This is a genomic window from Herbaspirillum huttiense (assembly GCF_047300815.1).
In the GTDB taxonomy this organism is placed as follows: domain Bacteria; phylum Pseudomonadota; class Gammaproteobacteria; order Burkholderiales; family Burkholderiaceae_D; genus Herbaspirillum; species Herbaspirillum huttiense_A.
Genome location: NZ_CP178609.1, coordinates 126,080 through 150,196, shown reverse-complemented (window position 1 = coordinate 150,196; position 24,117 = coordinate 126,080). Strand labels below are relative to the sequence as shown.

The window sequence follows — 24,117 nt, the reverse complement described above, 5'->3', positions numbered from 1 at the left end:
GATCATTGATGTATCAATTTAATACAATTTGAATTGAATCCGAATTCTACGGTTATCGATCCGTGTTGACAACGATGTTCGCTCTCACCCAGAATCCGAGCTTTTGAACCAGGCCGGCGCAGAGTTGCGCAGCCCCTCCCGTTGACGGTTAATAATGAGTTCCGTAATCCCCCCCGAGATCGATGATTCCATCGACCCTATACGCCCCTTCATGCTCGCCCTTGAAGCGGCTTCCTCTTCCCTTTCGGAGATTGATGACCAACTGCACCGTGTGGATGCCCTTTTACACCAATTACAGCCCCCATTTTCGGGCCGAATTCGCATCCTATTTGTTCCGAAAGCAGCTGATGGGCTCCTTAAGCCCGAGTGTCGCGTTTTCCGGCGCGTTAAGGAGACTGATTGGTTCTCGAAGCACATTTCCCACAAAGGGTTGAGCCGTCGTCTTAAGCGTGCTGGAGCCTTTAAGAACAACTACGAAGCGTTGGTCCAGATCGCAAAGGTTGGCCAGCAGCTTATGGAGGCCCGCGCGAAACTCGTCCAGCGGCGTACTGCTGCGCGTCTCTCTCTGGAGTATCTGACGCGGCACAATCGTGATGTCTTAGCTCTTAGCGATCCGACGTTATCGGCCTTTGAGGCGGTAGTTGCTGCGGCCACGGCTAGCCGGGTTGCTGCCGAGTCTGATTCCACCGAAGAAAAAAGGTCGTGAACGTTCTTGAAGAAAAATGGTTGTGACGAAAAACGTTGAGTCGTGAATCCAATTGCCGTCTTGATAACTTTGGTCTCGATGGTGTACGGTAGGATGCCTTGACGGGCGACGGGTATTTTTTAAGGCCGGTACTGAGGCCGCGTTTGAGTGCTGAGCGCTGTCCTCTTGCCTACCGGATGATTTCTTCTCTCCTCCTTTACCTACGCCTGCCTACTGCTGTTCAACCCCTCCCGCTCCCCTATAACGTCCCGCCCCTTCGTACGCTGTTCATGGTGGGGCGGCTTCGCCTCTTGGGGGCGCTGTCTATTCGGATTCTCCCCGTCTAGGTGCTACCCGTCCTCCCCTTGGTGTAGCTTATGCTCTTCCTGGTCTACGCCTGGGGAGGCGCTGTATCGAGAGTGATAGGCTGGGGTGAGGGGAGGGCACTACGAGCCTCTGGCGCTGGTAACTATTTACGCTTCTGTGAAGGCGGAAGCTTAATCGCTATCGTCTCCTCGGATCCCGAAGCGAGGGCGTCTTTCACGTAACTATTTACGATGTTTACTCGCAACGTGCGATTCAAAACAACTTGAATTATTTCTATACAAATTGCATAATATACGTAAATATTTACGCTTTTCGATGCAGATTGTTTTAGCCTGATGTCGCGTGTCGAAACGGCATCAGTAAAAGGTTACGATACGACTAAACACAGCTGCGCCGTCTCGGTAAATGGTTACGGCGCTTCAGAACAGAGGGTGTCATCATGATGCGTTTCTACATTTCCGCATTGGTAGCAGGGCTGGCGGCTACCGTCCTGGTCTTTGGCTTCATGGGGGATGCTGTCGGGATTGACACGATGGTTCTCGCCTTCGCTGTTCTGGTTATCTCGGGCGTGTTCGCTTGGGCGCATTTCGACGGCCGAGCAGTTGCCGGCGGTACCGCTGACGACTCGGGATTTCACGGTGAAACCAGCCGCGACGATTCGGCTGTTTATCACTCGCTCCAGGCGGGCCGGGCGACGGAATTCGACCTGTGCAAGAACGATCCCTTTCATCATCAAGGTCCGCAGTAAGCACCTCCACCAGGGAGATGATTTTGAAGAGTCCGAGCATTGAACAATCGGCGCTGATTTACACCAAGGTGCATCGGGTGCTCGCGCAGGCGTTTGCGGGCACAGGCAAAACATTTAGTCTTGAAGCCTTTGTTCGTGCTAACCAGGGGAGTCGAGTTCTGATGCTGGTGTACAGCAAGGCGTTGCAAAAGGAGGCGCGGAAGCGCTTCCCGGCCAATGTCGACTGCTTCACGACTCACGCGCTTGATGGTGAGGTTAAGAAGGTTTATGACCTGGCCGGTAAGTTTGGCGAGGTGAAGCCTCTCGACCTGGTAAGCGTGTTTGGCCTGCAAATCGAGTTCGCGCGGGTGCTTCTCACCACTGTGGAGCAGTTCCTCCATTCTGGTGATGACGACTTTGTCGAGGATCATGTTCCTGTGACAATCGCGGCAAAGGATGTGCCGGCAGTGATCGAATACGCCAAGCAAGTCTGGCGCGTGATGTCCGATCCAGCAGACGGCCGCTTGAAGATGACCCACGATGGCTACCTGAAGAAATTTCAGCTGTCGAAGCCCGATTTGTCTAAGTCCTACGACATCATCTTGGTTGACGAGTGGCAGGATGCTAACCCTGTGACGGTGGCCTTAGTCGATGCGCAGTCCTGCCGCCTTGTTCTTGTTGGTGATGAGTTCCAGGGTATCTTCGCGTTTCGCGGTGCAGCTGATGCCATGCGGCAGATTGAAGTCGACCAGCGCTTGGCCATTACTGAGTCGCGGCGTTTCGGCCCGGCGATTGCTGGCATTGCAACCGTGATGCTCCAGCACTACCTGAGTTCTGAAAAAGCTCTGGTCTCGGCCACACCAGAAAAGGTGACGTCTTTCGAGCTCGATTACCGGAAGCCCTTTGCCATCATCAGTCGGACCAATGCAAAGCTATTTGAAGCGGCTACCCGCCTTCTCGATAAGCGTTTGCACTTCGTCGGTGGCCTTGAGGCATACCCCTTTGAACAACTGCTGGACATGTATCGCTTGTCCCGTGGCCTGGGTGGCGTCCAGGATAAATTGCTCAAACATCTGCGCACCGTCGAGGCAGTTCAGCGGTACGCCAGTACTGCGAACGACCTAGGCCTGAGTGCTCTGCTGTCTGTGGTGAATGCCTATGGGGATGCTCTGCCGGGTTTGATCGCACAGATGAAGGCCGCGCACGTTGAGAACAGCTGTGATGCGGAGGTCCAGCTGCTGACTGCCCACCGTTCCAAAGGCCTGGAATTTGATCAAGTCCATCTGCTCAGTGACTTCGCCAATTTCGTGAGCGCGTCGGGCAAGCCCGTGACGCTGGTGGAACGTGAAGATATTCAGGAGCTGCATCTGCTGTATGTCGCTCTCACCCGTGCACGCAATGCGATTCAGCTCAACACGCAGATCTGTCGGATCCTGTCCGTGCTCGATCCAGCGAACCGACTGCAGCTGCCGAAAGGGCATGACAAGCAGCGTGATTTTCTCTACAGTCCCGATATTGATGCATGTTCTGTATTAAATTCATCAAAACGGGGTTTATCAACCCATGTTATTCCGCAGGTCAGCGCGGATGACCTGGCCATGACGGTCCAGCGCCTCATTCTCCGTAAGGGTTTGCTCCGCGTCTCGGATCTGGCGCCAGCGGCTGGCGTTGAGCAGGGCAGGATCACCAAGGTTGTGTTGGCCATGGTGGCGGACGGTCGTCTCTCTGCCAAGCTGTTTGACGCCTGCCCGGTCATGGCCCTCGCTCTGCGCAAGCGCGCCTAACGTTTTGAAGGATTGATGACAGACATGAACCAGATGATTGAACCGCTGGCATTCAAAAGCGATGCCGAGCGCACCCGCATGGGCATCGGGCGGAAGTCGGCTTGTGCCAGGCAATATCCGAAATCGTTTATCGATCTCGGGGGTAACTGCTTTTACGTCGGCGCTCACGGAGAGTCCTCGATGCGATACGTCGCTACGTCGGTAATGATGCTCTCGTTCGAGGAGAGCTCAGAGTCAGTCTTGTTGTACCCAGAACAGGCCTGGGGCGGCGGTGACGGTCCAGGCGCGGCCGTCGACGTAATCATGCTGTCCCTGCCGGTGTTCCCAGCTTTACAGAAGAAGGTTGAAGCTGGCCTCGCTTTGGAGGTGGCCGACATGGTGAATGCCGGTGAGCCGCAATACTGGCCTGCGAGGGCCGATGTGACCGAGGAAGGAGTGCGACTGGGTTTGGGACCGCTGGACGGCGAGTTCTTCGCTAGCGAGGAGGAATTCCTGTCGTCCGTCCGTCGCGTAACTGCGAAGTCGCGGCAGCATCTGCAGCTGATGTCCGCCCATGCCCGGATGATGGCCGGCGAGTTGCGCAGTGGCATGGACGGTTTAGCGATCCACTAAGGATGGCACATTTCCCGTGACGGGTTTGTGCCTTTCTAAGGATGGCACATTAGGAGCACGGGATACTGATGGACAAAGATGCAACATTGGCGAACGCGGCGGCAATGAGGGTTTGGGACGTCTTGGTAGCCCAATTTGGAGCCGTGAATACGCCGGAGAACTTCGAGGCCTTCTCGGCCAAGATCTCTGGCCAGCTCGCCGGTCAGCAGCTAACGGGCGGCAGAGGAACCCGCTTGCCTCAGCATTGGAGCTTGGCGGATCTGCTGGAGGCTGCAGGTGTTAGTAGGCCCGGTTCCATAGATGCGCTGGTTGATGACGCTACTCACCAGCTATGGGAAAACCTGCACCGCTACTGGGTTTGCGGTCGATTGGTCGATAACGTGCTGGTCAGACAAGCCACAGAAAAGACTCGGCATTGGATGCGCCAACCGGGTAACGAGACCGGGCGAATGTATCACCTGGTGCTGATCGGCAAGCGCTACGAGCAGCACTGGGTCAACGCAGCTTGGCGCCGTGCCAAGGCGCTGAACGATGTGGCCGCTGAGGAGTTAGGCCGCCTGTTGATGGCCCTTTCTCTGGATGAGAGACGCCGGGTTTGCGAGGAATGGAACTTAAAGTGATTTCTTAAGAGTGCCGGGGTCAGTTCGAAATGTGCCATCTATAGTGTTTGCCGCGTTTTTATGAGTTTTGGTGTGAAATCTAACGGTGGCCTACGGTGCAAAAAAGAAAACCTTTATGGATCATATGGTTTTCGCCAAGTTTTAAAGTGATTTATGAAGATTGGTATGCGCCTCCGCGAAATGTGCCATGTGTAGTGGTTGGTCAAGCTGTTGTGCCAACTCTAGGGCGTGGCGTAGCGGTTGCCTCAATTGGCTCACCCGGGCACTTCACGCGTCGATGGATGCAGGGAGCTGGTAACCAGTTCCCGCGGGTACGAATCAGGCCGCCGGCAAAGGACCATAGTGACCTCGCTGCCGGCGCCGCGAGCTCGCCAAACCCGGCCGCATACCCACTGTGGCTGCGGGTTTGCGACGGGCGGTCGAGAGCGCCTTCCTCGTCACCGTTGAGAGGAGTTGCGTTTCCAACGGCATTCAAGGGAAGACGTCGGATGTTTGCGAAGAATGCAATTGTCTGTCTGACTACGTTTGGATGACAGAATGCTCAGCAGTAGCATGTTGCTGCTGAGCATCAAATATTATCGGTTTCACTAAGGATGGCACATTTCAATTGTGTCGTTTGCCAAGTAGATGGTGTTTTTAGGAGGTGAGAATGAGTGCAGCACAGAATTCCCAGGAAGCAGCGGTGGCCAAACCGGGCAAGGAAGCCATACTGGCCTCCCTCGCAGAGCTCGCAGCCGGCGCCGCCGACCTGAAACCGGCACAACTGGCGACCGCCCTGGCACAGCTCGCGGTTCAGGTCGATGCACGTCAAACCCTCAAGGTGGTCAACGACGTGCCTTCCACCTGGCGGCTGGTATGCCTTCCCAAGGACAAGCGCCACAAGCTCTACAAGCTCGCCAGCGAGCAGCTGCGCGTGATGAACACCGATGGTGCCGACCCCCTGGAGGCGCTCATGCTGTCACTGGCCGTGCTGACCAAAGCAACGCGTGAGCAGCAGCTCGATAGCCAAACCCCGTATGAAGCCCTCACGGAAGCCGTGGGCTTGACGTTGAGCGCCGAGGGCGAATTGCTTGCCCAGCTCGACCCATTCGGTACCAACTTCAAACCCACCGGAGTGATGGTGCGGATGACCGGCTGGAAGCTGGCCGAGCCGGTCGAAGGGACAAACGATTTCGAGAAGGTGGTTCAGCTCATGAGCGAGCTGGATCGGATGGGCGCTCTGGCCAACGCACGTGGCCAAATCGGCGACGCTACCATTCTCGTCCAAGTCCGCAACCTGGTGGCCAGCATCCACAGCAAACCGGTCCTCTCTGAGCAGGCAAAGCTGCGTCACGTTGGCTATCGCTTCCGTAACAGCCAAGCCTCAGCATGGGTTTGGATGGCTGGTACACCCTCAGCTCAGCAGATCGAGCACCACACCAAGTTCAAGAACGAGCTGGAGTATCTGTACGTCAGCGACGCCGGCGTTCCGGCTCCGCAGTTCAAGCCGGAGCAGTTGCTGCAGATTGCTCGCCGCACAGGCTTGCGCGACCTGTTCCCCATGGTGAACAACAAGGATGCCACCGATGCCCTCGTGGTCTTCCTCGAACAAGTGCGCCAGCTCGAAGCGCCTCAGCAAAGTCTGACCCATTTGCTTTGATTCGAGATCTACAGCGATTCATCACCACTAAGCACACGAGCATGACGACTTCCTACCGCGTTCCTGAGCCACGCCCTGTCTCACCTAAAGCGATTCTGCGCTGGTTCCGTACGGGCGCTGCTCTGCAATGGAAGGCGTTTCTTCCGCTATTCGTACTCGGGTTTGTCGGACTGAGCATCGTTGCACTACTGGCCATGTCAACATTCCTCTCGCATCTGGTGCTGCTGTTGACGCATCTGATGGGAGTGGCGATCTGCGCGAGCGCAGACGTAAGGAATCCGCTCCATCTTGGCGAACTGCGCAAATGCCTGTTGAAGATCATGCCGGCATGTGTGGTCGCCTCCTACAGCCTGGTCGGCCTTGCCCTCGCAAACCTCATCTACGACATCGCCTCCGGCCATAGCCCGTTCACATACATTTTCGATCCGGCAGCGAAGGCCTCATTCACCCTATTCGACTTCGACTCTGCATTGGCCGCATATCTGCTCGTGCGCATCATCTTGTCGCTCTATCCCTACACGTTTCACCTTTACGCTCTGGCCGGCCACGATCTGATGGACTCGGCCAAAAAGGGTGGTGGTGGCCGCCCCGCAATAAACTGTGTCGCCTTGACCGCGCTCGATGTCATCAGCATCGGGCTGCTGGCTGTGATCAGCGTCTTTTTTGCGCCGGCCGCGCCGATCCTTATGGGCTTCTTCTCCGCCATCTCCTACGTGTCCTATCGGGAGATCTATCTGGGCGTGGCAGACAATGCCACCGAGCAGAATCCTCGCGGCGTCGCGGTCGTTCAACACTAAGCACAGGACTCTGTTTCCATGGTCATCACTCCTGCACCGAAGCACGTGCCACCTATTGCGATGCTTCGCTGGTCAGTCAATGCCGCCAAACTGGTCTACAAGGGGTTTCTGCCCATGTTTCTGCTGGCGTTCGTCGGCCTTACGCTTGGACGCCTGATGGCTTTTACCATGCCCGTGGCCGAATGGACATTGGCAGTCACCTACCTGGTCGGGATCGGGTTTGCAGGCGTGGTAGATGCTCGCACCGACCTCCCACTTGGCGGATTCTATAAATGCCTGGTGTATCAGCTGCCGAAAGCGATGCGCGTAGCGGCATTCTGGTTTGGTGTGATGGGCACTATGCTGTTCGCGGCCACACTCTTCACGCACACGCCCATGTCCCTCTTCTTCGACCCGCGTATGCTTGTGCTGTTTGATGGCAGCATCGACGGTCTCTTCGATTTCGGGATAACCCTCAGTTTCTTCGCCTCAGCGCGACTGCTCTTCTTGGGAAGCCCATTTCAATACCACCTCCAATTGTTTAGCGACATGACCTTCCGTCATGGGCTGCTGTTTGGTGGCGCCGGCCGCCCGAAAAAGAACTTGGCCAGCGTTATCCTGCTGGATGTCTGTTCCATTGTTCTCCTGGCAGTGACCAGCGGCTACGCGCCTGCAGCAGCACCGCTCGTCGTTCCATTCGTCTCGGCACTCTCCTACGTTGCTTTCCGCGAAATCTACTTGGGTTTGCCCGATAACCAGACTGAGCCCAATGCAGCTCACTCTGCTGCAAACCCTGCCTATCAGCGTTAAGGTCAAAAATACGATGAGTCACAGCATCAAGCCCCGTCGTATCCCTCCTGTACAGGTGGGTTCCTGGATCAAGGACGCAGCAGACTTAGTGCGCCGAGCGTTCGTGCCGTTCTTCCTCCTGAACGGTGGTTGTATGGTGATTGCTTGGCTTGCCAGAGGCTTCGTCCCCTACACAGCAATGGTGATGGCAGTGTCCTTTCTCATGGGGATTGTGATTGCCCGGGCCGTCGATGTGGAGATCTTGCCGACCTTGCCGGCCCTGCTGCGCCAGCTGGCAATGAATATTCGGATGGTTGGCGAGGTGGCCATTATCTGGGTGGGCGCGGCTTGGTCACTGCTGATCCTCATTCTGCCGAAGGACTTCTTCGGCACGCTCACCCACGAGCTGGCGCAGCAGTCGGGAGCGTGGCAGCAAATTGTGATGGTGGGCGCTGGCAGCTACGTGTTGTTCCACCTGGTCTATGGACGCATCTTCCCGGGCGACTTCCAGTTCCACTTGAAACTGGTTTTCGGTTTTGCCGGCCGTGCTTCCATTGCGCTAGGGCGGGGTGGTCGCCTGGGCGTGAACTGTCTGCCTCTGCTGCTGGCCGACCTGGCTTGCCTCGCAGTTTTCCTGCCATGCCTCCTTTATGCTGGTTTGGCACTGCCTATCGCCTTGAGCTTCAGCTCGGCCATCTCCTACGTGGCGTTTCGTGAAATCTACCTTGGGGCCGGCGGCAATCGCCGTCTGGCGACTTCGACCCTCATTGTGAAAGGACCGGCCGTATGAATACAGCCCAGACCATCGCGGTAGCACCGCATCCATATGTGGCCCCAGCCGATGTGCTGGAGGACCAAGAGATGCGATACCTGCAGCACACTCTGGGGATTGCCCGGTTGCGCGCCCGTGAACACTGGGGGCGCCGCAATTACTTCGCAGCCGGGACCGGCAATCAGCAGGAGGTCCTCGGACGACTGGAAAAGAAAGGTCTGGTCCAACTGGCGTATCGGACCACTTCGCAGGCGGTCTATCAAGCCACACGCAAAGGATGTGAAGTAGCCGGCCTGCGTGGCGCAGAGATCGAACTCGCGCTGAGCGCGTCCTGATTTGACCAACACTACCGATGCGTATCGCGGCCGGCCTACGATTTCTCGGTGATTCTTGACGAATACTATGTTTGAGGTTTTGAAGTGAGCGACCAGCCAGTCCAAGAAATGAAAGTATCGGCTCCATCCGTATCGACGGTTGACGCGCAAGAACTGGCATTCCTGCGCGAGGTGTTGGGTATCCGTCAGCTCCAGCCAGAGGTGAAGTGGGGTTTGCGGAATCTACACGCGGCAGCACCTGGCCAACAAGACCCGTGCCTGGATTCATTGCTGGAGAAGGGTTTGATGGTCGCAGGCGGTAGCGGCGAGGTGGCCGTCTTCTTCCATGCCACCTTAGCGGGATGCAAGGTGGCGGGCCTGCCGGATGAAGAGGCAGAGATTGCTGCGGTCGTTGAGCGCCCGGATGACTTCCTCCGGATTCACTACACGCGTCCGGTTGCTGGTAAAGCCCGTAGCACGAGCGTCTCCATCGACCCAGATCTGTTCCTGCTCTTCGCCAAGCTTCTCAATTCCGCCTCCGGTGCCCGGCAAACCCTCAGAAATTGGGCGATCGAGATCGACGCTCAAGGTGCTGGCAGGCCCGGGAGAATCGGTGTGTCGCGCATGGTGCAGCGCAGGATTTACCAGGAGCTCGCTGAAACCTTGGACCGCGGCCTCCATGTCAGATAGCGGGCAGCGCCCCCCAGAGATCATTGTTCAATTCAACCAAGAAAGCCTTCTATGAAAACTCTCGCCTTTGCTCTCCTTGCCAGCCTTTTGTCGTCTGGCGTTTTCGCTGCAGATTTGGTCTGCACCAAGCAGCTCGAAATTTCGGTCAAGTCGGGAAATACGATCACGAAGTTGCCTCCGCTCAAAATCGCTTGCGGCGCCAATATGCGCATGGATCGTGACGGCATCACTGTGGATTGGTCGACCACCAACGGACTCTCGGTCAGCCGCATCGAAAAGACAGGCACGACTGTCGTCGCTGCAGAAAAAGATATTCAAGCGACCGAGGCTCTTCGTCGTGAAGTGCGAATCGACGCTAGCCTGCCTGACAAGTTCTCGTTCATGCTGGGTGATAGCTCCGTTGAAGGCGTTGTCACCGCCTTGGCCGAACCCACCCGCCTTCGCGTCTATCAGGCGCCACCAGCTGGGCCCGATAGCGCAATCCCGGCCCTCAAGTGAACAACGTTCCCCAGGAAGTCCGGTATGAGAGCAGCAAGATCATCGGAGCCGAAGCTACAGCGTGAATTTCGTCGCAGGAGAGGTGGCGAAGCCCAATACGCTTTGCAGAAGCAGGTTCCGAAAAACGTCACCGTCCCCTACACATGGCGCGTGCACGGTCAACTCAGGGAGTCCACGATCGTCGTCGAGGCCGACACCTATGCGTTGTTTCTTCAGAAATTCGCTTCTGAAGAGGTTGCCTGCCAAACCCTGCGCGAATGGGCGCTTGAAATCCATGTGCTGGCCGGTGGCAAGGCTCGCGAGGAGCGACTACGCAAAGAGATCTTGCATCGGGTCTACCGAGCCATCTTCTTAAAGCTGGAGCATGAGGAATGTGCCTTCGTCGAGAGCGCTCTACCTTCAGCCCAGAAGGTAGAGCAAGTTGACCATCTTCAGGCCGTGAACGTGGAGTCGATCCGCTACACCTGGCAGGCTGGTGGAAAACTGGCAGGGGCGAGCTTCAACATCGATGCTGCTTTGTACAAGGCGTTCATCAAGCTTTTCACGTCCCCAGACGTCGCTCGCCGCACCCTGCGCGAATGGGCGATTGAGATCAACGTATTGGCCGGCGGTAGGGCTGAGATGGGTTTTGTCGTAGAGCGTATGCGCGAAAGAGTGAGCAATGCGATCGAAGCAGGACCTGGCCAGAGTGAGCTGGGCGAAACCCTAGACGAGTTTGAGTAAGTATCCGCGTGGGTGCATTGCGGCCGTACGGATCGGGTATCCGAAACAGGGAGCGTATTGATGGAAAAACTGAGAGAGAATCGGTCGAGCGATGAGCAGTCGTCCAGCGCGGAGCCTATCCTGCAAGATAGTGATCGCGATTTTGTGGCTTTGCACCAGGGGGACCTGCTGGCAATCTTCCCGGAGACTGGTCTCTACAAAAGCTTCGTTCGTATTTCAACCGGGCTCGCAGAGCACTATAGCCGTCGAGACTGCAGCATTGCCGTCCGAGTAGAGCAATCGGAGGGGATGCCTCACTTGCTGGCGGTGAAGATCGTCGAATTCGGCTACGACAACGCGAAGACGGAGCGAGAGTTCGCAGTCGAGTGGTTTGATAGCTTTGAGACCGCTCATAAAGCCGCGCTGCGTGTAATGGATGCCCTTGGGATGTCTGCAGCGAAACAGCATCAGGTCGCGCAAGCAGAGAAGGGCGCAGCGGTAGCTGAAGAGGCCGGCCCAACTGATCTTCCTGCTCCGGTACGGCGTCCGCTCTCTGCGCGCATCTCGTCTATCGTCTCGGACCTCCTGTTACCGCTGGCGCTGTGTGTCGCCTTTGGAATGTTCGCCTTCGGAGTCCGTTCCGTCGCGCAGTCTCTCAAGTCAGGCCTCCACATTACCGTCAACGTCGACAACCTGACCTCGCCATCGAAGGTCGATCCCACTCATTCTCCACAAGGAACGCAATGACTTCGCAAACTGGTAGCGAATGCTTCATGAACATCGAACCGTCCCACTTCACCGATGCCAGCGGAGCCATGGCACTCGTGGTTGATGGCGACGGATTTCCCCGCCCGCAGTTGATCGGCGGCCAGCCTCACCTTGGCAACATCGCTCATGCCCTCTATAGCAACATGCAGAGTCTCACCAAGGATGAACGCGCTTTGGTGGCCAGCTGGGTGGAGCAATATGATCCAAAGTACGAAATGGATGACGCGGAGGTTACTCATATCGAGGAGCTTTCCGCGGAAGCCGAAGCGGAGATGCAGGCGCGGGGCCGTCATATCTACCGTATGACGCATCACTATTCTATCGGCAACCAAGACGTGTTCGTCAAGGACCCGACCGGGATGATGGACGGGAAGCGCGTGGGCGCCTACCTCTTCCTCAAAGCCTATGACTTCTTCGATTCACCTGGCTTTCTGGTATCGAATCTTGGCATCGCCGCTGCAATGGTATCGCTGTACGGGTTTGAGCATTGCGCTGCTCACCCTTTCGCTACACCGGTCGATCTCTACCATGATGTCGAGGGCAAGAGCAAAGAGCTGATGGCCGATGCCTCTCTGCACCGCGAAGGTATCCGCGAAGCACTCGCTCCCCATCTTGACGGCCTCAAACCCTCTAAGCCCTGGCCCTGAGGTGATTTCCGCCTGAATTACATTAACCAACCTGAAAGGTATCACCATGCGTAACATCATCGCCGCAGCTCTGCTGATTGTGCTCTACCCCTATGCAGTCGCGTTCACCGCCACTCATGGCCTACTCGACTATCTCACCCAGGTCATCAGCCTGTCGCCGGCGGTTGCTGACGCTATTGGCGGCAAGGGCTTGCTCTTCATGGCTGCATACCTCTTTTTCTGCCTGGGTGTAGCTGACGTCGTGTCGGATTTCGTCGGCTTCTTCTTCCGTGGTGCCAACGTCGGCATGGTCGGCTTGTCCGACGAAACCATCAAGAAGCTCCAGGCACTGTTCACTCGGTAAGCGCAGCTTCCCCCAAACATTTCCTCATCATCGGTCGAGTGCTTGCTAGCACAATTGACCTCGGAGTCATCATGAATGAATCACAACCAGCGGAGGCTTCCAATGGACGGTAGCCAACAACAGTCAGGCCGCTTGCTTGGCCATTTGCCAACCGGTGTACGAGCTGAGCAGTATCTGCGCTGGCGCCGCCAGCGTATCGGCGCGTTGGCGCTGACCACAGTAGGCTTCGTCGTCGTCGCAATGCTAGCGTTGTTCTGCAAGAGCTTTGTGTCGGCGTTTCCAGGAGGCTTAGGCAGCACTGTCGCGGTGTGCGTTGCTCTGCTCGGAACGTTTATCTGCTTTCTCGGACTGCGCCTTATCTTCGAGTTCGGTCCGGGACCGGGCCTGAAATACGCCCGACGAAAGAACTGAGCGATGGAGAAGCAGATGATCAATATTGAAGAACCGATCGGACTTGGCCCGATCTTGGCAGCGCCGGTATCGTCGCGCGAACTCGCGACACTTCACATGAAATGGCTACGCGGCGTTGTTGTGTCCGTCGCGTTGCTTGTTCTCGCCGCCTGGGCGCTGATTCACGGGTTTGGTTTCCGTGCAGTGTTTGGCTATTTGTATGGGCGTGGTGATTCGTTGTGGAACACGTTAGCCGTCTGTGCAGATACGCTCTGCTTCGCACTCATTGTCGGTGGTACCCGGATCGTCCATGAGATTCGCCGATGCCCTGACCGTCGCCTGAGTCCTCGGGAACAGAAGGAATATCTGGCTCTGGCGAACATCAATAGCGCTACGCGCCAGTTCGACGAGCAAACCCAGCAGCTTGATCGAGCACTGGTTGCCCACGACCTGCTGACTCTCCGAGCATATCGGCACCGGCTGTTCAAGCACCTGCACGCTGCGCTACGTGAAAAGTTGGCGATGGAGCCCCCACCAGATCACTACGCAACACTCTACCGCTTCGTCAATGGTCAACAGGATCGTGCATAAGGTGATGCGTCATAAGCATGCTGTTCCCACCGCCAACCTCACCTAACTTTATTAATCAGGAGAACAAATTGAAATCAATCAAGGTACTTTTTCTCGCCGCCATGATCGCAATGTGCGGGACGGCCGCCGCCGACGAGGCGAAGGATGTCTCACCGGTCGTGACGATGATCGTTTCGAAAAGCAAACTGGCCCAGATCAACGATGCAGACCTGAAGGAGATCTTCCGGGCGGTGTCCGATATCGCAGTCGCACTGCCGTCCAAAGAGAATGCGGACGCCTATGCAAGCGTCTTTCGCGAGGTGATGGACCGCGCACAGCAATTTGCGCGGACGCACTCGGTCCCCTAAGGATGTCGGCAAACCCTAGCGTGACCCTGCGAAATCGTTAGAGGTCTGCCACCTGTATCAGAAAAGCAATTCTCAATAGTGAAAGAGTGCATATGGCATTAGTGGAATTTGGGGCCGCTGTCTTTGTGGTTATGGGTCTGGGTTTGGTCGCTGGAGCAGTGTGGTTTGCACGAACCAACAGTACCGTGAGCTTGAGATTGGGTGCTCTCATGATTGCATGCTCCATCACGACAAATATCATCGCGTCAGGGAATGCGGCGCGGATGAGTGCGTCCTTCCTTTGGACCTCAGCAGCGCTTCTACTGGTCGGCCTCGCTGTAGTCTTACGGTACCACGATGTCTGGAGGGCGAAGCACGCAGCGCTAGCCGCGATCATCTCAAGCCACGAAGGTGGGGCCGGGAAGCGAACCAGCGAGAACAAAGAGCTCCTTGAGCTGTTGCAGCAGGATGCTCCTCATCTGCTGGAGCAGAAGCCTTGGGTACTTAGCTGGATTCGAAGCCACGCCGCATATTTCGGTGCGGTGGAAGAGGCCTCGGCGCAGCCAGGAAGTCGTGTTGAGAAATACAGGCACCCGCCGTCCCGTGCACGCTAGACATTCTGGTTCAAACATGCGGACGGACTTCGGCGGCGTCCTCCACGACATTAAACGAATATGAAATGGAAAATGAACAATGGAACTTGACGATCCAATTGGACTGATCAACTTACTTCAGAAGCAGAATGCGAAACTGCAGCAGCAGGTGAATAGCCTGGAGAACCTGTGCAACGAATATCAACAGAGGATTGAATTCGGCGACCCGAGCTACGCCAGCAGTTTTCTCAAGTCGCTACGTAGCTACGGGGTAATCCCACTGTATGTAGGCTACGCGGGCGAGGCGAAGACGTTCTCCGACATGGTCTCCAAGGCCGTACTCGATTCTCCGAGCACGGTCATTTGGTCATTGGAGAGGGCGCCTATCCCAGATGAAGCGAAAGCGGCGCTCAAAAAGGCGGCCAACGGTGGCCTCGATAAATGGTGCTAAGCGGAGCTCTTGGTCATATGGAAACAGCCGTCGATAAGTCGCCCCAAGGAGAAAACCGCAGCTTCAGGATGCATCCCGCATTGCTGTGGTCGGTCATTCAATCCCAAGCGGGTACGCCGGAAAAGGCGCTCCTCGAAGCAGTCATGAATGCCGTTGATGCGGGTGCCACCTTTTGCGAGGTGAAAGTTGACGAGCTGGGCTATTCGGTACGTGATGATGGCCGTGGCTTCCAATCCCGCAACGAGATCGAGGACTTTTTCGAGACGTTTGGTACGCCCCACAAGGAAGGTGACGCCGCATATGGTCGATTCAGGATGGGGCGAGGCCAGCTATTCGCCTTTTCGACTACGGTTTGGCGATCCAACACGTTCTCAATGATGGTCGATATCAAGAATCGTGGCCTGTCCTACGACCTCCTATCGAACGTCGATCCGATCGACGGATGTACCGTAGTCGGCACCTGGTATGAGCGGATCGATCTGGCAGAAGTGATACGCATCGCCCATGACTTATCCCAGCTTGCACAATGGATGCAGATCACCGTATTGGTAAATGGGAAGCGAATCAACAAGGATCCAGCAGCTGGGGTTTGGTCCGTTGAGACAGAAGATGCCTATATTGCTACCAAGTCAGCCGGCGGCTTAGCAGTCTATAACCTTGGTGCGCTCGTCCGAGTTTATCCTCCCCATCAGTTCGGACTGTCTGGGACCATCGTCAGCAAGCATCGCTTGCAAGTGAACTTTGCCAGAAATGACATTCTTCTCTCTGAGTGCCAGGTCTGGAAGCGTATTCGCCGCGAACTCGACAAGATGTGCGGCAAGCTCATCAAGAAGAAGTCGCTTCACGAGTATGAGCGCGATGCAATTGCTCATCGCTTCGCGCGTGGAGAGATTTCCTACGCGGAGATCGCGTCCATCGGACTGGTCAAGGACGTATCTGGGAACAAGCGATCTTTGCGTGACTTGGCCGCAGCAGAAAAGCTTTGCCTTGCGCCAGACGAGAAGGACTGGACGATCGGCGAACGGGTGATGAACCAGAAACTAGCCTTTGTGATTAATTCGCAGACACTGCACCGGTTCAATGTGGAAACCCCACAAGAGCTGCTAGAGCTTTTGAAGCTGCGAACGAATGTAAGCGCGGAAGATCATCAGCGCATCGAAAAGCTTAAAGCTGCACGGGCGCAGCTGGACCGGCAATTAGTAGCTATGCGAGATGCCAACCCAAAGGTTAGCAGCAATAAAAGTGAGGAATATCAGCGCTTGGTAGCAGAGTTGAACCAGTTGTATTTTGAAGTGGAAAAAGTCAAGGATGCCTATCCCTATCGGGGAGTCTTTGATCGGGTCAGAGTGGTCGACTTAGGGGCTGTATCGTCTCATATTAATGATCGTTATGAGCTGCTTGAGGAAGCTGTCTTGTCCGATCATCAAAAGGCCATGCTGAAGGCGCTTCAGCGTGCATCCGAAGCGATCGTGCGTCAGATTAATGCCCGTCGCTACAAGAGACTATCCAAAGAAGAAAAGCAGGCCGTGCACACGTTGCCGTTCGGAAGAAAACCAAGCTACGCGTCGGCGGAGCGCCGAATGATTGCCGGAAGATCTGATGTCGCCCAGGCATGGACAGACGGTGAGAGCTTCATTGCGGTTGATATAGGCGTGATCAGCGAGGTGATACGAGGTGAGCGTTCAGTATCTGCGCTCGCGGCTCTTATGATGCACGAGTATTGCCACGAAGAGCCAGACATCGGCGGCCACGTCCATTCGCCCGACTTCTATGAGCTGTTCCACGAATACATGTGCGAGGGATGGGTAATGGAATTGGCTCGATACTTTTTGCTGAAAGGGTACGCGAAGGCAATCGCAGAGCTCGGGAGAAAGCCGAATGCCATTCTGGCGCGCGAGATCCGGGCTGACTCCAAATCCATGGGCGACATGTACGAGAAGTTGGAGCGCTTAGAGCAGTAAGCGAAGCCCTGCGCTCTCATAGACGCTACTTATTGGAGTACAAAAACGATCGGCTATGGCGAGAGTTTTTGGAGTACAATAAATCGAAATCAAATTGACTACCTCAGTCCTTGAAAAATGAAAAATATCTTGATGCAAGTGTTCCCATTCTTAGATTCCACGACTGCGAGTTTCGCAGCAATGCTTGCTTACATGGGATTAGGTATGTTCCTCGTCCTGTCAGTCGTGATCTTCATGATCAAATACCCAGGACCGCGTGCAAAGTAAGGGCCCCCAGGAACGGCAGGATATGACCACTAAGCTGATTGAAAACGTCGACCTTGGCCGTGACTTGGTCCGTGAGGATATCCTCACACGCGGGGTTTGGCCCATAGACGCGGTCGACGCCGGCGGCGTGTATTGCTACCAGTGCCAGGCAGAGCATCCTTTCGAACATCTACGCCCTCTGACCGCGAGGAGTGGTGTCTTCACGGACCTGGTCCGATGCGATATGGACGCGGCGGTGTGGGTTTGTCTTGAGCACACTCCATTCTCCACAACGCAATTCGAAGCGTTCACACCCGAAGTACGTACTTTGCTTAGCGGTGCGAAGAGTGCAGGATGAGCTACCAAATCACTCAGCACACTTATGCGACCGCCGTCGTGCTTTTCTCGGCAGCTTTGTCACTGCTGTCATTGCGCTCCGGGCGGTGTTTCTTGGCGACGCTTTTCTTTGCGATTCCTGTAGCGCTTCTAGCTTTGAGGTGGACGGGGCTTTACGTACCCGACGAAGCGGTGTTGATACCTTGGACAGAGAGCGCACTATCATTTTTGGTTTTTGTTGGTGCGTCCTGTACTCTCTGGAGGAGCCGACCCTGCGATCACGACTGGTATTGTTCGCAGCCCCATCAGAGTCACGATATCAGTCTCAACATCTATCGCTGTAACAAGTGCGGTGAAGAAGACCACCGGATTGAATAGCGGTCCGTGGCCGGCGCGGCGGAAGCCGCGCTAGAACTATAGTCACGAGGCCGGTTTTGCTGAGCGCTTCGGTATTGCTCTAGGCAGGAAGGAAGAAAGATGCATCAAATACAATACGCTTTCGCAGTTTTTCTACGGATCTTCAGCGTTCTAGTCACCGGACCGGCCGTGGTCTTCTTTTTGATCTTCGGGGTTTCGTATCATTTCTCATTTGAAGCCGCGGCACGTGACGTTTACCTGGCTGCCGAAGAGTTGGTGCGCGATGGACGAGGCGCACATGCTGGCTATCTCGCTATTCGCAAGTGCGAAGATCCTGACAATACGGGCACCGTAATCAAACCCGCTGTGAGCTGCGAAAACCCGACATTGCGGTACGTTCGTATTGAAGACTTAGCTGCCCAATCGGGACAGACGCTTGCCACCGCCTATTGGTTGCTCGTCGCACTGGGGTTTGCCGCCAATATTGCGGCCTTCGGGCCGCGACGGTTTTTCATGATGGAGTCTGAGGCTCAAAGCGAGAAAGGGTCGCGATCGCACATCGGTAGGTAACACTGAGTCACATCTTAGCTCTGCATCGAGCGGAAAGGGAAGCATGAGAATTGTGGTACTCGCGGTGATGTCCGCCATCATGACGTGGCTGGCATTTCTGGGCTGGTCTCTCTTGAAGGCGGTGTGGCCCGCAGCTTGGGGTGACTTCTCGTCGGTCATGCCATGGATTGCCGGTTTTTGCGGCTTGTTCGTCATCTTCTTCGTCGCGCTGCTGCTCAAAGTCGTCTCAAACACGCCTAGGATGTAGACAACGAACGGGAACGACATGGCCGTAATAGCACGGCAAGTCCGGATGAAAAGACGCCTGCTGCAGTCCGATGGTTGGACTAAGGTCAATTGAATTTGCTCCGCTTCTTCGCTCTCCTCATATATTCGGCGTTCAAAGGCGCCAGCTGATAGGGCCAGACGCGGTTGATGAAACACGAAAAGGAGCCGGACGTTGAATAGACTGAGAATTCTCAAGCAGAGAGCGAACCGCGGCGGCGTGGGGATCTGTAAGCTCGCTGACGGTTGGTTCGTTGGAACTGGCCGTGGCAGCTGGGGTGATTGTTCGGGTCCGCATACCCGTCGAGAAGCTCTGCATGTTGCCTGTCGGTGGGCAATGCCCGAAAAACTGGACGCACTCTCGATTACAACCATGGACGAAGACGCCCTTCAGGCGCTCTCCGCTTGGGATGACATGCAAGAAGAAAAGCAGCGATACCGAGATAAGGTGCTCGCAGAGGTCAGATCGATGGTATCGGAGGCCATTTTTAAGGGCATTCTGAACTACATTGGCGAGGCAGATTTCCTGGAAGTCGACGAATTTGAAATCGTCGACTCCCCCAGTGGAGACTTGCAGGATCAGGGATATTCGTTCGGTCCGTTCTATATCAGCCAAGTCTCTGTTGGACAGAGTGGAGACTCGTTCGCAGGAGGAGTCGCTATCCCCCTTCCTGACGGCCGGTATCTGAGCTTCAGCTATTCGTCCTGACGTATTCGATTGAGAAGGGTGGCTGCGCGGCGTCCGTAACTAGGATGAGCAGCGGTTACAATCTTGATAAACTTGCTTGCTACGTGTCCAAATATCAATCGAACGACGGGGGGAAACTATGCCGAACGGGGAAACGCCGGCTAATGTCATGGCGGCCATAAATAAGGCCAACGAAATTGCGAATTTGACTATCTGGCCACGAGTGTGGCGCCACCCAGCGCTTTCACAACTGGACGCCGTTTGGCTTGAGCTGGGGCCGGTCAATGACTATCTTCAATCCGGTGGCGCCGCTCCCGTGAGTCGCACAGCAAACCCCTCACCTGAACAGCTCGTGGCGGCTGCTAGAAAGGCGGTCTTCGATTACGGGCTGGAGGCCGGTGAGTATCGGCCCGGTCCGGCGCTGTAGCGTCTGGCCCCTCACGTGGTGAATCAGAACATCATCCGCTAGTAATTGAAGTCGGTTGGAGGACAAACAGTATGATTAATCGAGAACAACGTGCAAGAGCCGCGTGGCCCATCCTGGTTAAGTTGGCTAGGGGAGGGAATGCTCCGATTACGTATGGAGAGCTGGGTTTGCAGTTGGGGCTTCACCATCGATCGGTTGGCAGCTTCCTCGGGGTCATCCAAGAATACTGCAGGCGGCAAGGCTTGCCAAAACTGCAGTCGCTGGTGGTGAACAAGGCCACGCGAGTGCCGGGCTCTGGATACCGCGGCTCAAGAATTGCCGCCGAGCACCGCCGCGATGTAGCAAAGGTCCACGCATATGGCCCTGACTGGCCACGCAAAGCACCATTTTGAAATAAAGGACAAAAAATGATGGATACGCATAGGTTCTGGATCGCGGCGACGTTTTTGCTAGCTGCGATCAGTGCATTGGCAGCTGACACAAACTTGGTCGGAGCACGTGTCGTTTTCACGCTCTCTACGGTCTTGTTTTCTTCCGTTCTGGTGTACAGAGTTTGCGTCTGGGTCGAGGTTCTTCGTTTTGGCACCAAGGCGGACCTCACTGGCTGGGCCGACGAGAAAGGCTCTTCTCAGGGGTAAGCGAGCTGGTGCATGCCTGAGCATACCAGTGAGTGAGTTTGAAATGAATCGACCAGGCGTGTATTGGCAGATCCTGGACATTAAGAGGGCTGGCTTCCTAACGGGAGCAAAGGAATAAGAATAATCATGGAATGGCTTCAAAACGTCTTGGGGGTCGCAAGAGCGACCCTTACCAAAGTTTTTCCGATTCTCGGAGTGGTCGATGCCGCGCAGGAGTTCATTTCGGAATCTGTCGCACAACGGATTCGCGACGAGGCCTGCACGAAGGCGTACGAGATACTCGCGAAGACCCATCGCACTGTGCTGACTACAATCGTTTGGCAAAATGCTGTGCTGTTGGGCTCTCTGTTGCCGGTGTATTGGTTGCGTTCCCCCTATCCCTTCTACGTCGCTTATGTTGGGGTCGCAATGGCAGCGCGTCGAACTGTTACAGTGGGAATCCGTGTCAGCAAGCGCAGGAGTCCATACGAGAAGTTGAGCGATGAAGACCTGAGCTCAATGCAGGTCGAGTGGCACGCACCTTCAGCTGGTGGCGCAGATTATTCAACACTGTGCGGCATGGAAAGTGATGATCCATCAATAGGTATGTTTGGCCGAGTATCCGGCAAGCCTGGGCAGAAAATTACTTGCGCGAAGTGCAAGGCGATCTGGTCAGGCATAGTTTCGCTAAGACTGCGTGTATCAGATTTCGAATAAACTGGACGGTATATCGGCATGCGGTGGATGCAGTGATCGAGTTCCTGAGTGAATATGCGCTTTGCTACCCGGTGTGGAGGCTGAAGAATCGTCAAAGGTTCTAGGTGCGGTGAGAGGTGCTGTTTATGCCCAAAGCAGTAATAACAAAGACCAAAGACCATCGAGGCGATCTGGTTGTCCGCGTCGCAGGTGTTCGCATTGGAACAGCGACCCACAACCGGGCGACGAAGGATTCGCCTGCATCCTGGACGCTTTGGGTTGATACGCACTACCAGATAGCGCAGACCGTCATCCGCGCAGCCTCTGCGGCAGAGGTTCGCGGACATGCGGAAGCGCTTTTCGAGAGAAGCATACAAAAGGACTCCATATGAAAGCATCTGATTTTGTCGTTACTATCACGCGTCTTTTCATACAGTTCGAGCGCGCCGCTGGAGTTGTCGAAAAACTGCGAATTGCGGAGGCAATCACGGCACTGATAGCGGCGGCGCATGAGGTTCTAAAGTCTGATCCGCAAGAAAAACAAGCCTTCGACAAGTTCATCGACTGGATTGGATCCGAACTGGCGCAGGTCGAGCAATTCTTGCTTCACGCGCACGTTAGCATTCCTAGTGATCCGAGCCAATCTCCTCCCAGCAGTACCAAGCCGCCGAGGGGGCTTTGACGGGTTATAGCCATCAATTGAACGTGATGCGGAGTACTGACGTGAAGTATATCTTTTCAACGAGGAATTACAGCCTCACCAGGCTGCAGTGTTTCTCCACACTGGGCGTCCTTCTCCTGATCTTCGGAATAGGAGCAATTTTTGGCGCCGCCCTTCTCCTCGTATATGGAAATTTGATTCTGGGAGCTGCTACGGCGGCTGTCAGCACTATTCCACTTCTAGGATGTGTCGCGTGCTTTAATGCGAGATATCGCCGTGTTCCGAAAAACTGGCCGTGGCATAACTGCTAAAGGCGACGGGGCGGTTCTTGCCAGGCGATAAGCTTTGGCGCACTATATTCCGCAGTACTGCAAGAGAGGAGGTAGGTTATGAGTCCGAAACTTTACCCATGGACGGCGATAGCAGGCCTTGCCGGCGCTATCTTCTGCTGGTCCTTTTCAAGCGCCTCGCTTTCACTTGTGGATCTGTCGGCGGGGGCCGCCGCGCAGAAGGAAATCGGAGAGTTTTTCTTATCGACTAGCTATGCGTTGGCGTTGCTAATGGCGCTCGCGTCTTGTGCGGCTCAGCTTGCTCGGCTCCTAGAAAGGCGCGAGGAGGCAGAAGCCTCCTCTGGCTGGATACTCAAAACTACCTCGATGTCGGCGGTGTGCTGTTGTCTATCGTTTATCGCCGTGCTAACTCTGATCCGGTTTTGAATAACTGCTGACGTCTGCGTGGCCACCTATCAGGGCGGCATACCTGGCACTTCCTCCAGGATGCGCCACATCGTCATCGTGGCCTCGTGAACTAATCGGGTTTGTGGCGGATGACCGTGCCAGAATATTCTCTGCAAATGAGTCGAGTAGTCCTCTATGCAGAACTGCTGACGCAGGCACAGCCCCCGTCGACGGACTCCGGCCGGAAGTAACAACGGCGGCCGGGACTTTTCCGTGAACGTCAGGCAGCGCCTGATGTTATGCTTGAAAAAGACTCGAAATAAATCTCTCTCTGAACAAAGCCGATAAACGACTTATTCAGAGGAAGCATGAGCCAAGCAACCACCCTCAAGCCCGGACAGATCCGGCACCTCCTGCGCGTGACAGGCGCAACCTCAAGGCATCCTGAACGTGACATTCTCGTGCTGCTCCTGGGGCTGACTTGCGGCATGCGCGTGAGCGAAATCGCTCAGATCGAAATTCAAGACGTGTTGCATCCTTCCGGCACCATTCGTTCAGAAGTCAGCTTGCGCGCAGCATCACGAAAGGATGCCGCCAGCGGTGTGTATACCTGACGCACAGCCAAACCGTTGAAGCCTTGGAACGTTACCTTGACCACCGGCACGCTCAAGGCCACGGCGTCCAGCTTGGCCAAGAGCGGTATCGTGGCTTCTATCCCGAAACGGCGCTGATACTGACGCACAAGGGCAGCAAGTTCTATCTCAACACCAAGCGGCGGGTCACTTTCGGCGGCGAAGCGGTCGATTACCGCGCCTGTGACAGTCTTCAAGCCCATGTCTCCAAGCTGTACAAGGATGCCGGGATTCGCGGGGGCAGCAGCCATTCTGGCCGTAGGTCGTTCGCAAGTAATTTACTATTAAAAGGACACAGTTTAGAAACTGTCCAGCAACTGCTCGGGCATGCCGAACTAGATCACATCTTGCCATACTTAGAAGTGTCGCAAAAAACATTGCGCGACATGTTTTTGGCGGTGCTATAATGGTGCTATTAACGCACCATTATTCATTTTTATGCAGCCAACTCCAAAGTATCCAAAAGGCGATTTGCGCCGCATGTTGAGCGTCCTTGCGGCGATTGAAACGCTTCAAAGCGCCACGCTTGTTCGGATTGCTGAACGAACAGGCGTAGACAAGAAAACGGTCACTAATTTGATTGAGCAAGCTCGTGAACAAGCAGGTGTTCAGATCGAGAAAACTGGGGCGGTTTATAGCTTGGTAGATTGGGGGCCGGTGATTAAAAAAGCTGGTGCAAAAATGTGCTTGACTGGTGCGTTAAATGCACCGAACATTGAGGTATAGATTAACCACCCGAGAAATTCAAAATGACTGCATTGGAGCTGATGAAGTCGAAGCTGCCTTACATCCAATTTAACTACGGTAAAGAGCATCCGCTGACGATCGCGGCTCAAACTGGCGACGTCGAAGCGTTCCGGGCGGCTGGAGCACATATCACCGAAATGATGGACACAACCGTTGTCGCCATCATCGACGCGAAATAAGGGAAAAACCGGCCA

General features: G+C 55.3%; 32 protein-coding genes. All 32 read left to right on the top strand.

Annotated features, from left to right (window positions below; genetic code table 11):
- The first annotated feature begins 154 nt into the window (after positions 1-154).
- Complete coding sequence (locus ACLRDN_RS26035; RefSeq protein ID WP_413460763.1) at positions 155-706, top strand: hypothetical protein; 552 nt, start codon at positions 155-157, stop codon at positions 704-706.
- Positions 707-1,451: 745 nt separating this feature from the next.
- Positions 1,452-1,760 carry a hypothetical protein gene (locus tag ACLRDN_RS26030; RefSeq protein ID WP_413460762.1) on the top strand — a complete coding sequence of 103 codons (309 nt, stop codon included), beginning with the start codon at positions 1,452-1,454 and terminating at the stop codon, positions 1,758-1,760.
- Positions 1,761-1,783: 23 nt separating this feature from the next.
- Positions 1,784-3,523 carry a UvrD-helicase domain-containing protein gene (locus ACLRDN_RS26025; RefSeq protein ID WP_413460761.1) on the top strand — a complete coding sequence of 580 codons (1,740 nt, stop codon included), beginning with the start codon at positions 1,784-1,786 and terminating at the stop codon, positions 3,521-3,523.
- A gap of 24 nt (positions 3,524-3,547) precedes the next feature.
- Complete coding sequence (locus ACLRDN_RS26020; RefSeq protein ID WP_413460760.1) at positions 3,548-4,135, top strand: hypothetical protein; 588 nt, start codon at positions 3,548-3,550, stop codon at positions 4,133-4,135.
- A gap of 68 nt (positions 4,136-4,203) precedes the next feature.
- A complete protein-coding gene (locus ACLRDN_RS26015) occupies positions 4,204-4,755 on the top strand; it encodes a hypothetical protein (protein WP_413460759.1) in 552 nt (183 codons plus the stop codon).
- A gap of 649 nt (positions 4,756-5,404) precedes the next feature.
- Positions 5,405-6,394 (top strand): hypothetical protein, encoded by a 990-nt coding sequence (locus tag ACLRDN_RS26010; protein ID WP_413460758.1) that lies wholly within the window; start codon positions 5,405-5,407, stop codon positions 6,392-6,394.
- A 41-nt stretch (positions 6,395-6,435) separates the two neighbouring features.
- On the top strand, positions 6,436-7,191 hold the full coding sequence (locus ACLRDN_RS26005; RefSeq protein ID WP_413460757.1) for a hypothetical protein: 756 nt from the start codon (positions 6,436-6,438) through the stop codon (positions 7,189-7,191).
- 18 nt (positions 7,192-7,209) lie between these two features.
- Entirely contained in the window at positions 7,210-7,980 is a 771-nt protein-coding gene (locus tag ACLRDN_RS26000) for a hypothetical protein (RefSeq protein WP_413460756.1), read from the top strand.
- The gene (locus ACLRDN_RS25995) at positions 7,940-8,749 is read left to right on the top strand and encodes a hypothetical protein (RefSeq protein ID WP_413460755.1); all 810 of its coding nucleotides are present in this window, start codon (positions 7,940-7,942) and stop codon (positions 8,747-8,749) included. Before ACLRDN_RS26000 ends, ACLRDN_RS25995 begins: the two co-directional genes overlap by 41 nt.
- On the top strand, positions 8,746-9,066 hold the full coding sequence (locus ACLRDN_RS25990) for a hypothetical protein (RefSeq protein ID WP_413460754.1): 321 nt from the start codon (positions 8,746-8,748) through the stop codon (positions 9,064-9,066). Before ACLRDN_RS25995 ends, ACLRDN_RS25990 begins: the two co-directional genes overlap by 4 nt.
- Before the next feature lie 84 nt (positions 9,067-9,150).
- Positions 9,151-9,735, top strand: coding sequence for a hypothetical protein (locus ACLRDN_RS25985; protein WP_413460753.1), 585 nt, complete (start codon positions 9,151-9,153; stop codon positions 9,733-9,735).
- Between the two features lie 51 nt (positions 9,736-9,786).
- Complete coding sequence (locus ACLRDN_RS25980) at positions 9,787-10,233, top strand: hypothetical protein (protein WP_413460752.1); 447 nt, start codon at positions 9,787-9,789, stop codon at positions 10,231-10,233.
- Positions 10,234-10,257: 24 nt separating this feature from the next.
- Entirely contained in the window at positions 10,258-10,956 is a 699-nt protein-coding gene (locus ACLRDN_RS25975) for a hypothetical protein (protein ID WP_413460751.1), read from the top strand.
- Positions 10,957-11,016: 60 nt separating this feature from the next.
- A complete protein-coding gene (locus ACLRDN_RS25970) occupies positions 11,017-11,682 on the top strand; it encodes a hypothetical protein (RefSeq protein ID WP_413460750.1) in 666 nt (221 codons plus the stop codon).
- A gap of 26 nt (positions 11,683-11,708) precedes the next feature.
- Positions 11,709-12,350, top strand: coding sequence for a hypothetical protein (locus tag ACLRDN_RS25965; RefSeq protein WP_413460749.1), 642 nt, complete (start codon positions 11,709-11,711; stop codon positions 12,348-12,350).
- Positions 12,351-12,396: 46 nt separating this feature from the next.
- Positions 12,397-12,693 (top strand): hypothetical protein, encoded by a 297-nt coding sequence (locus tag ACLRDN_RS25960; protein WP_413460748.1) that lies wholly within the window; start codon positions 12,397-12,399, stop codon positions 12,691-12,693.
- A gap of 102 nt (positions 12,694-12,795) precedes the next feature.
- Positions 12,796-13,104, top strand: coding sequence for a hypothetical protein (locus ACLRDN_RS25955; RefSeq protein ID WP_413460747.1), 309 nt, complete (start codon positions 12,796-12,798; stop codon positions 13,102-13,104).
- A 15-nt stretch (positions 13,105-13,119) separates the two neighbouring features.
- Positions 13,120-13,674, top strand: coding sequence for a hypothetical protein (locus ACLRDN_RS25950; protein ID WP_413460746.1), 555 nt, complete (start codon positions 13,120-13,122; stop codon positions 13,672-13,674).
- A 68-nt stretch (positions 13,675-13,742) separates the two neighbouring features.
- Positions 13,743-14,021, top strand: coding sequence for a conjugal transfer protein TraF (traF, locus tag ACLRDN_RS25945; protein ID WP_413460745.1), 279 nt, complete (start codon positions 13,743-13,745; stop codon positions 14,019-14,021).
- 672 nt (positions 14,022-14,693) lie between these two features.
- Complete coding sequence (locus ACLRDN_RS25940; protein WP_413460744.1) at positions 14,694-15,044, top strand: hypothetical protein; 351 nt, start codon at positions 14,694-14,696, stop codon at positions 15,042-15,044.
- A gap of 17 nt (positions 15,045-15,061) precedes the next feature.
- Positions 15,062-17,005: an ATP-binding protein gene (locus ACLRDN_RS25935; RefSeq protein ID WP_413460743.1), complete on the top strand. Its 1,944-nt coding sequence runs from the start codon at positions 15,062-15,064 to the stop codon at positions 17,003-17,005.
- Positions 17,006-18,064: 1,059 nt separating this feature from the next.
- Complete coding sequence (locus ACLRDN_RS25930; RefSeq protein WP_284076918.1) at positions 18,065-18,514, top strand: hypothetical protein; 450 nt, start codon at positions 18,065-18,067, stop codon at positions 18,512-18,514.
- Between the two features lie 43 nt (positions 18,515-18,557).
- Entirely contained in the window at positions 18,558-18,761 is a 204-nt protein-coding gene (locus ACLRDN_RS25925) for a hypothetical protein (RefSeq protein WP_413460742.1), read from the top strand.
- Positions 18,762-19,151: 390 nt separating this feature from the next.
- Positions 19,152-19,487, top strand: coding sequence for a hypothetical protein (locus ACLRDN_RS25920; protein WP_413460741.1), 336 nt, complete (start codon positions 19,152-19,154; stop codon positions 19,485-19,487).
- An 813-nt stretch (positions 19,488-20,300) separates the two neighbouring features.
- Positions 20,301-20,531 (top strand): hypothetical protein, encoded by a 231-nt coding sequence (locus ACLRDN_RS25915; protein ID WP_413460740.1) that lies wholly within the window; start codon positions 20,301-20,303, stop codon positions 20,529-20,531.
- A 126-nt stretch (positions 20,532-20,657) separates the two neighbouring features.
- The gene (locus tag ACLRDN_RS25910) at positions 20,658-21,227 is read left to right on the top strand and encodes a hypothetical protein (RefSeq protein ID WP_413460739.1); all 570 of its coding nucleotides are present in this window, start codon (positions 20,658-20,660) and stop codon (positions 21,225-21,227) included.
- Between the two features lie 367 nt (positions 21,228-21,594).
- Complete coding sequence (locus ACLRDN_RS25905; RefSeq protein WP_413460738.1) at positions 21,595-21,888, top strand: hypothetical protein; 294 nt, start codon at positions 21,595-21,597, stop codon at positions 21,886-21,888.
- Between the two features lie 368 nt (positions 21,889-22,256).
- Positions 22,257-22,583, top strand: coding sequence for a hypothetical protein (locus ACLRDN_RS25900; protein WP_413460737.1), 327 nt, complete (start codon positions 22,257-22,259; stop codon positions 22,581-22,583).
- Between the two features lie 329 nt (positions 22,584-22,912).
- Positions 22,913-23,158: a hypothetical protein gene (locus tag ACLRDN_RS25895; protein ID WP_413460845.1), complete on the top strand. Its 246-nt coding sequence runs from the start codon at positions 22,913-22,915 to the stop codon at positions 23,156-23,158.
- Complete coding sequence (locus ACLRDN_RS25890) at positions 23,122-23,583, top strand: tyrosine-type recombinase/integrase (protein ID WP_413460839.1); 462 nt, start codon at positions 23,122-23,124, stop codon at positions 23,581-23,583. Before ACLRDN_RS25895 ends, ACLRDN_RS25890 begins: the two co-directional genes overlap by 37 nt.
- A 73-nt stretch (positions 23,584-23,656) precedes the next feature.
- Positions 23,657-23,902 (top strand): hypothetical protein, encoded by a 246-nt coding sequence (locus ACLRDN_RS25885; protein WP_413460736.1) that lies wholly within the window; start codon positions 23,657-23,659, stop codon positions 23,900-23,902.
- 23 nt (positions 23,903-23,925) lie between these two features.
- A complete protein-coding gene (locus tag ACLRDN_RS25880) occupies positions 23,926-24,102 on the top strand; it encodes a hypothetical protein (protein ID WP_413460735.1) in 177 nt (58 codons plus the stop codon).
- The last annotated feature ends 15 nt before the right edge of the window (positions 24,103-24,117 follow it).

Excerpts from the sequence above, each read along its gene's own strand:
- ACLRDN_RS26035 (WP_413460763.1), top strand. The coding sequence starts at position 155 with ATGAGTTCCGTAATCCCCCCCGAGATCGATGATTCCATCGACCCTATA.
- ACLRDN_RS26030 (WP_413460762.1), top strand. The coding sequence starts at position 1,452 with ATGATGCGTTTCTACATTTCCGCATTGGTAGCAGGGCTGGCGGCTACC.
- ACLRDN_RS26020 (WP_413460760.1), top strand. The coding sequence starts at position 3,548 with ATGAACCAGATGATTGAACCGCTGGCATTCAAAAGCGATGCCGAGCGC.
- ACLRDN_RS26015 (WP_413460759.1), top strand. The coding sequence starts at position 4,204 with ATGGACAAAGATGCAACATTGGCGAACGCGGCGGCAATGAGGGTTTGG.
- ACLRDN_RS26010 (WP_413460758.1), top strand. The coding sequence starts at position 5,405 with ATGAGTGCAGCACAGAATTCCCAGGAAGCAGCGGTGGCCAAACCGGGC.
- ACLRDN_RS26005 (WP_413460757.1), top strand. The coding sequence starts at position 6,436 with ATGACGACTTCCTACCGCGTTCCTGAGCCACGCCCTGTCTCACCTAAA.
- ACLRDN_RS26000 (WP_413460756.1), top strand. The coding sequence starts at position 7,210 with ATGGTCATCACTCCTGCACCGAAGCACGTGCCACCTATTGCGATGCTT.
- ACLRDN_RS25995 (WP_413460755.1), top strand. The coding sequence starts at position 7,940 with ATGCAGCTCACTCTGCTGCAAACCCTGCCTATCAGCGTTAAGGTCAAA.
- ACLRDN_RS25990 (WP_413460754.1), top strand. The coding sequence starts at position 8,746 with ATGAATACAGCCCAGACCATCGCGGTAGCACCGCATCCATATGTGGCC.
- ACLRDN_RS25980 (WP_413460752.1), top strand. The coding sequence starts at position 9,787 with ATGAAAACTCTCGCCTTTGCTCTCCTTGCCAGCCTTTTGTCGTCTGGC.
- ACLRDN_RS25975 (WP_413460751.1), top strand. The coding sequence starts at position 10,258 with ATGAGAGCAGCAAGATCATCGGAGCCGAAGCTACAGCGTGAATTTCGT.
- ACLRDN_RS25970 (WP_413460750.1), top strand. The coding sequence starts at position 11,017 with ATGGAAAAACTGAGAGAGAATCGGTCGAGCGATGAGCAGTCGTCCAGC.
- ACLRDN_RS25965 (WP_413460749.1), top strand. The coding sequence starts at position 11,709 with ATGAACATCGAACCGTCCCACTTCACCGATGCCAGCGGAGCCATGGCA.
- ACLRDN_RS25960 (WP_413460748.1), top strand. The coding sequence starts at position 12,397 with ATGCGTAACATCATCGCCGCAGCTCTGCTGATTGTGCTCTACCCCTAT.
- ACLRDN_RS25955 (WP_413460747.1), top strand. The coding sequence starts at position 12,796 with ATGGACGGTAGCCAACAACAGTCAGGCCGCTTGCTTGGCCATTTGCCA.
- ACLRDN_RS25950 (WP_413460746.1), top strand. The coding sequence starts at position 13,120 with ATGATCAATATTGAAGAACCGATCGGACTTGGCCCGATCTTGGCAGCG.
- ACLRDN_RS25940 (WP_413460744.1), top strand. The coding sequence starts at position 14,694 with ATGGAACTTGACGATCCAATTGGACTGATCAACTTACTTCAGAAGCAG.
- ACLRDN_RS25935 (WP_413460743.1), top strand. The coding sequence starts at position 15,062 with ATGGAAACAGCCGTCGATAAGTCGCCCCAAGGAGAAAACCGCAGCTTC.
- ACLRDN_RS25930 (WP_284076918.1), top strand. The coding sequence starts at position 18,065 with ATGCATCAAATACAATACGCTTTCGCAGTTTTTCTACGGATCTTCAGC.
- ACLRDN_RS25925 (WP_413460742.1), top strand. The coding sequence starts at position 18,558 with ATGAGAATTGTGGTACTCGCGGTGATGTCCGCCATCATGACGTGGCTG.
- ACLRDN_RS25920 (WP_413460741.1), top strand. The coding sequence starts at position 19,152 with ATGGACGAAGACGCCCTTCAGGCGCTCTCCGCTTGGGATGACATGCAA.
- ACLRDN_RS25915 (WP_413460740.1), top strand. The coding sequence starts at position 20,301 with ATGATGGATACGCATAGGTTCTGGATCGCGGCGACGTTTTTGCTAGCT.
- ACLRDN_RS25910 (WP_413460739.1), top strand. The coding sequence starts at position 20,658 with ATGGAATGGCTTCAAAACGTCTTGGGGGTCGCAAGAGCGACCCTTACC.
- ACLRDN_RS25905 (WP_413460738.1), top strand. The coding sequence starts at position 21,595 with ATGAAAGCATCTGATTTTGTCGTTACTATCACGCGTCTTTTCATACAG.
- ACLRDN_RS25900 (WP_413460737.1), top strand. The coding sequence starts at position 22,257 with ATGAGTCCGAAACTTTACCCATGGACGGCGATAGCAGGCCTTGCCGGC.
- ACLRDN_RS25895 (WP_413460845.1), top strand. The coding sequence starts at position 22,913 with ATGAGCCAAGCAACCACCCTCAAGCCCGGACAGATCCGGCACCTCCTG.
- ACLRDN_RS25885 (WP_413460736.1), top strand. The coding sequence starts at position 23,657 with ATGTTGAGCGTCCTTGCGGCGATTGAAACGCTTCAAAGCGCCACGCTT.
- ACLRDN_RS25880 (WP_413460735.1), top strand. The coding sequence starts at position 23,926 with ATGACTGCATTGGAGCTGATGAAGTCGAAGCTGCCTTACATCCAATTT.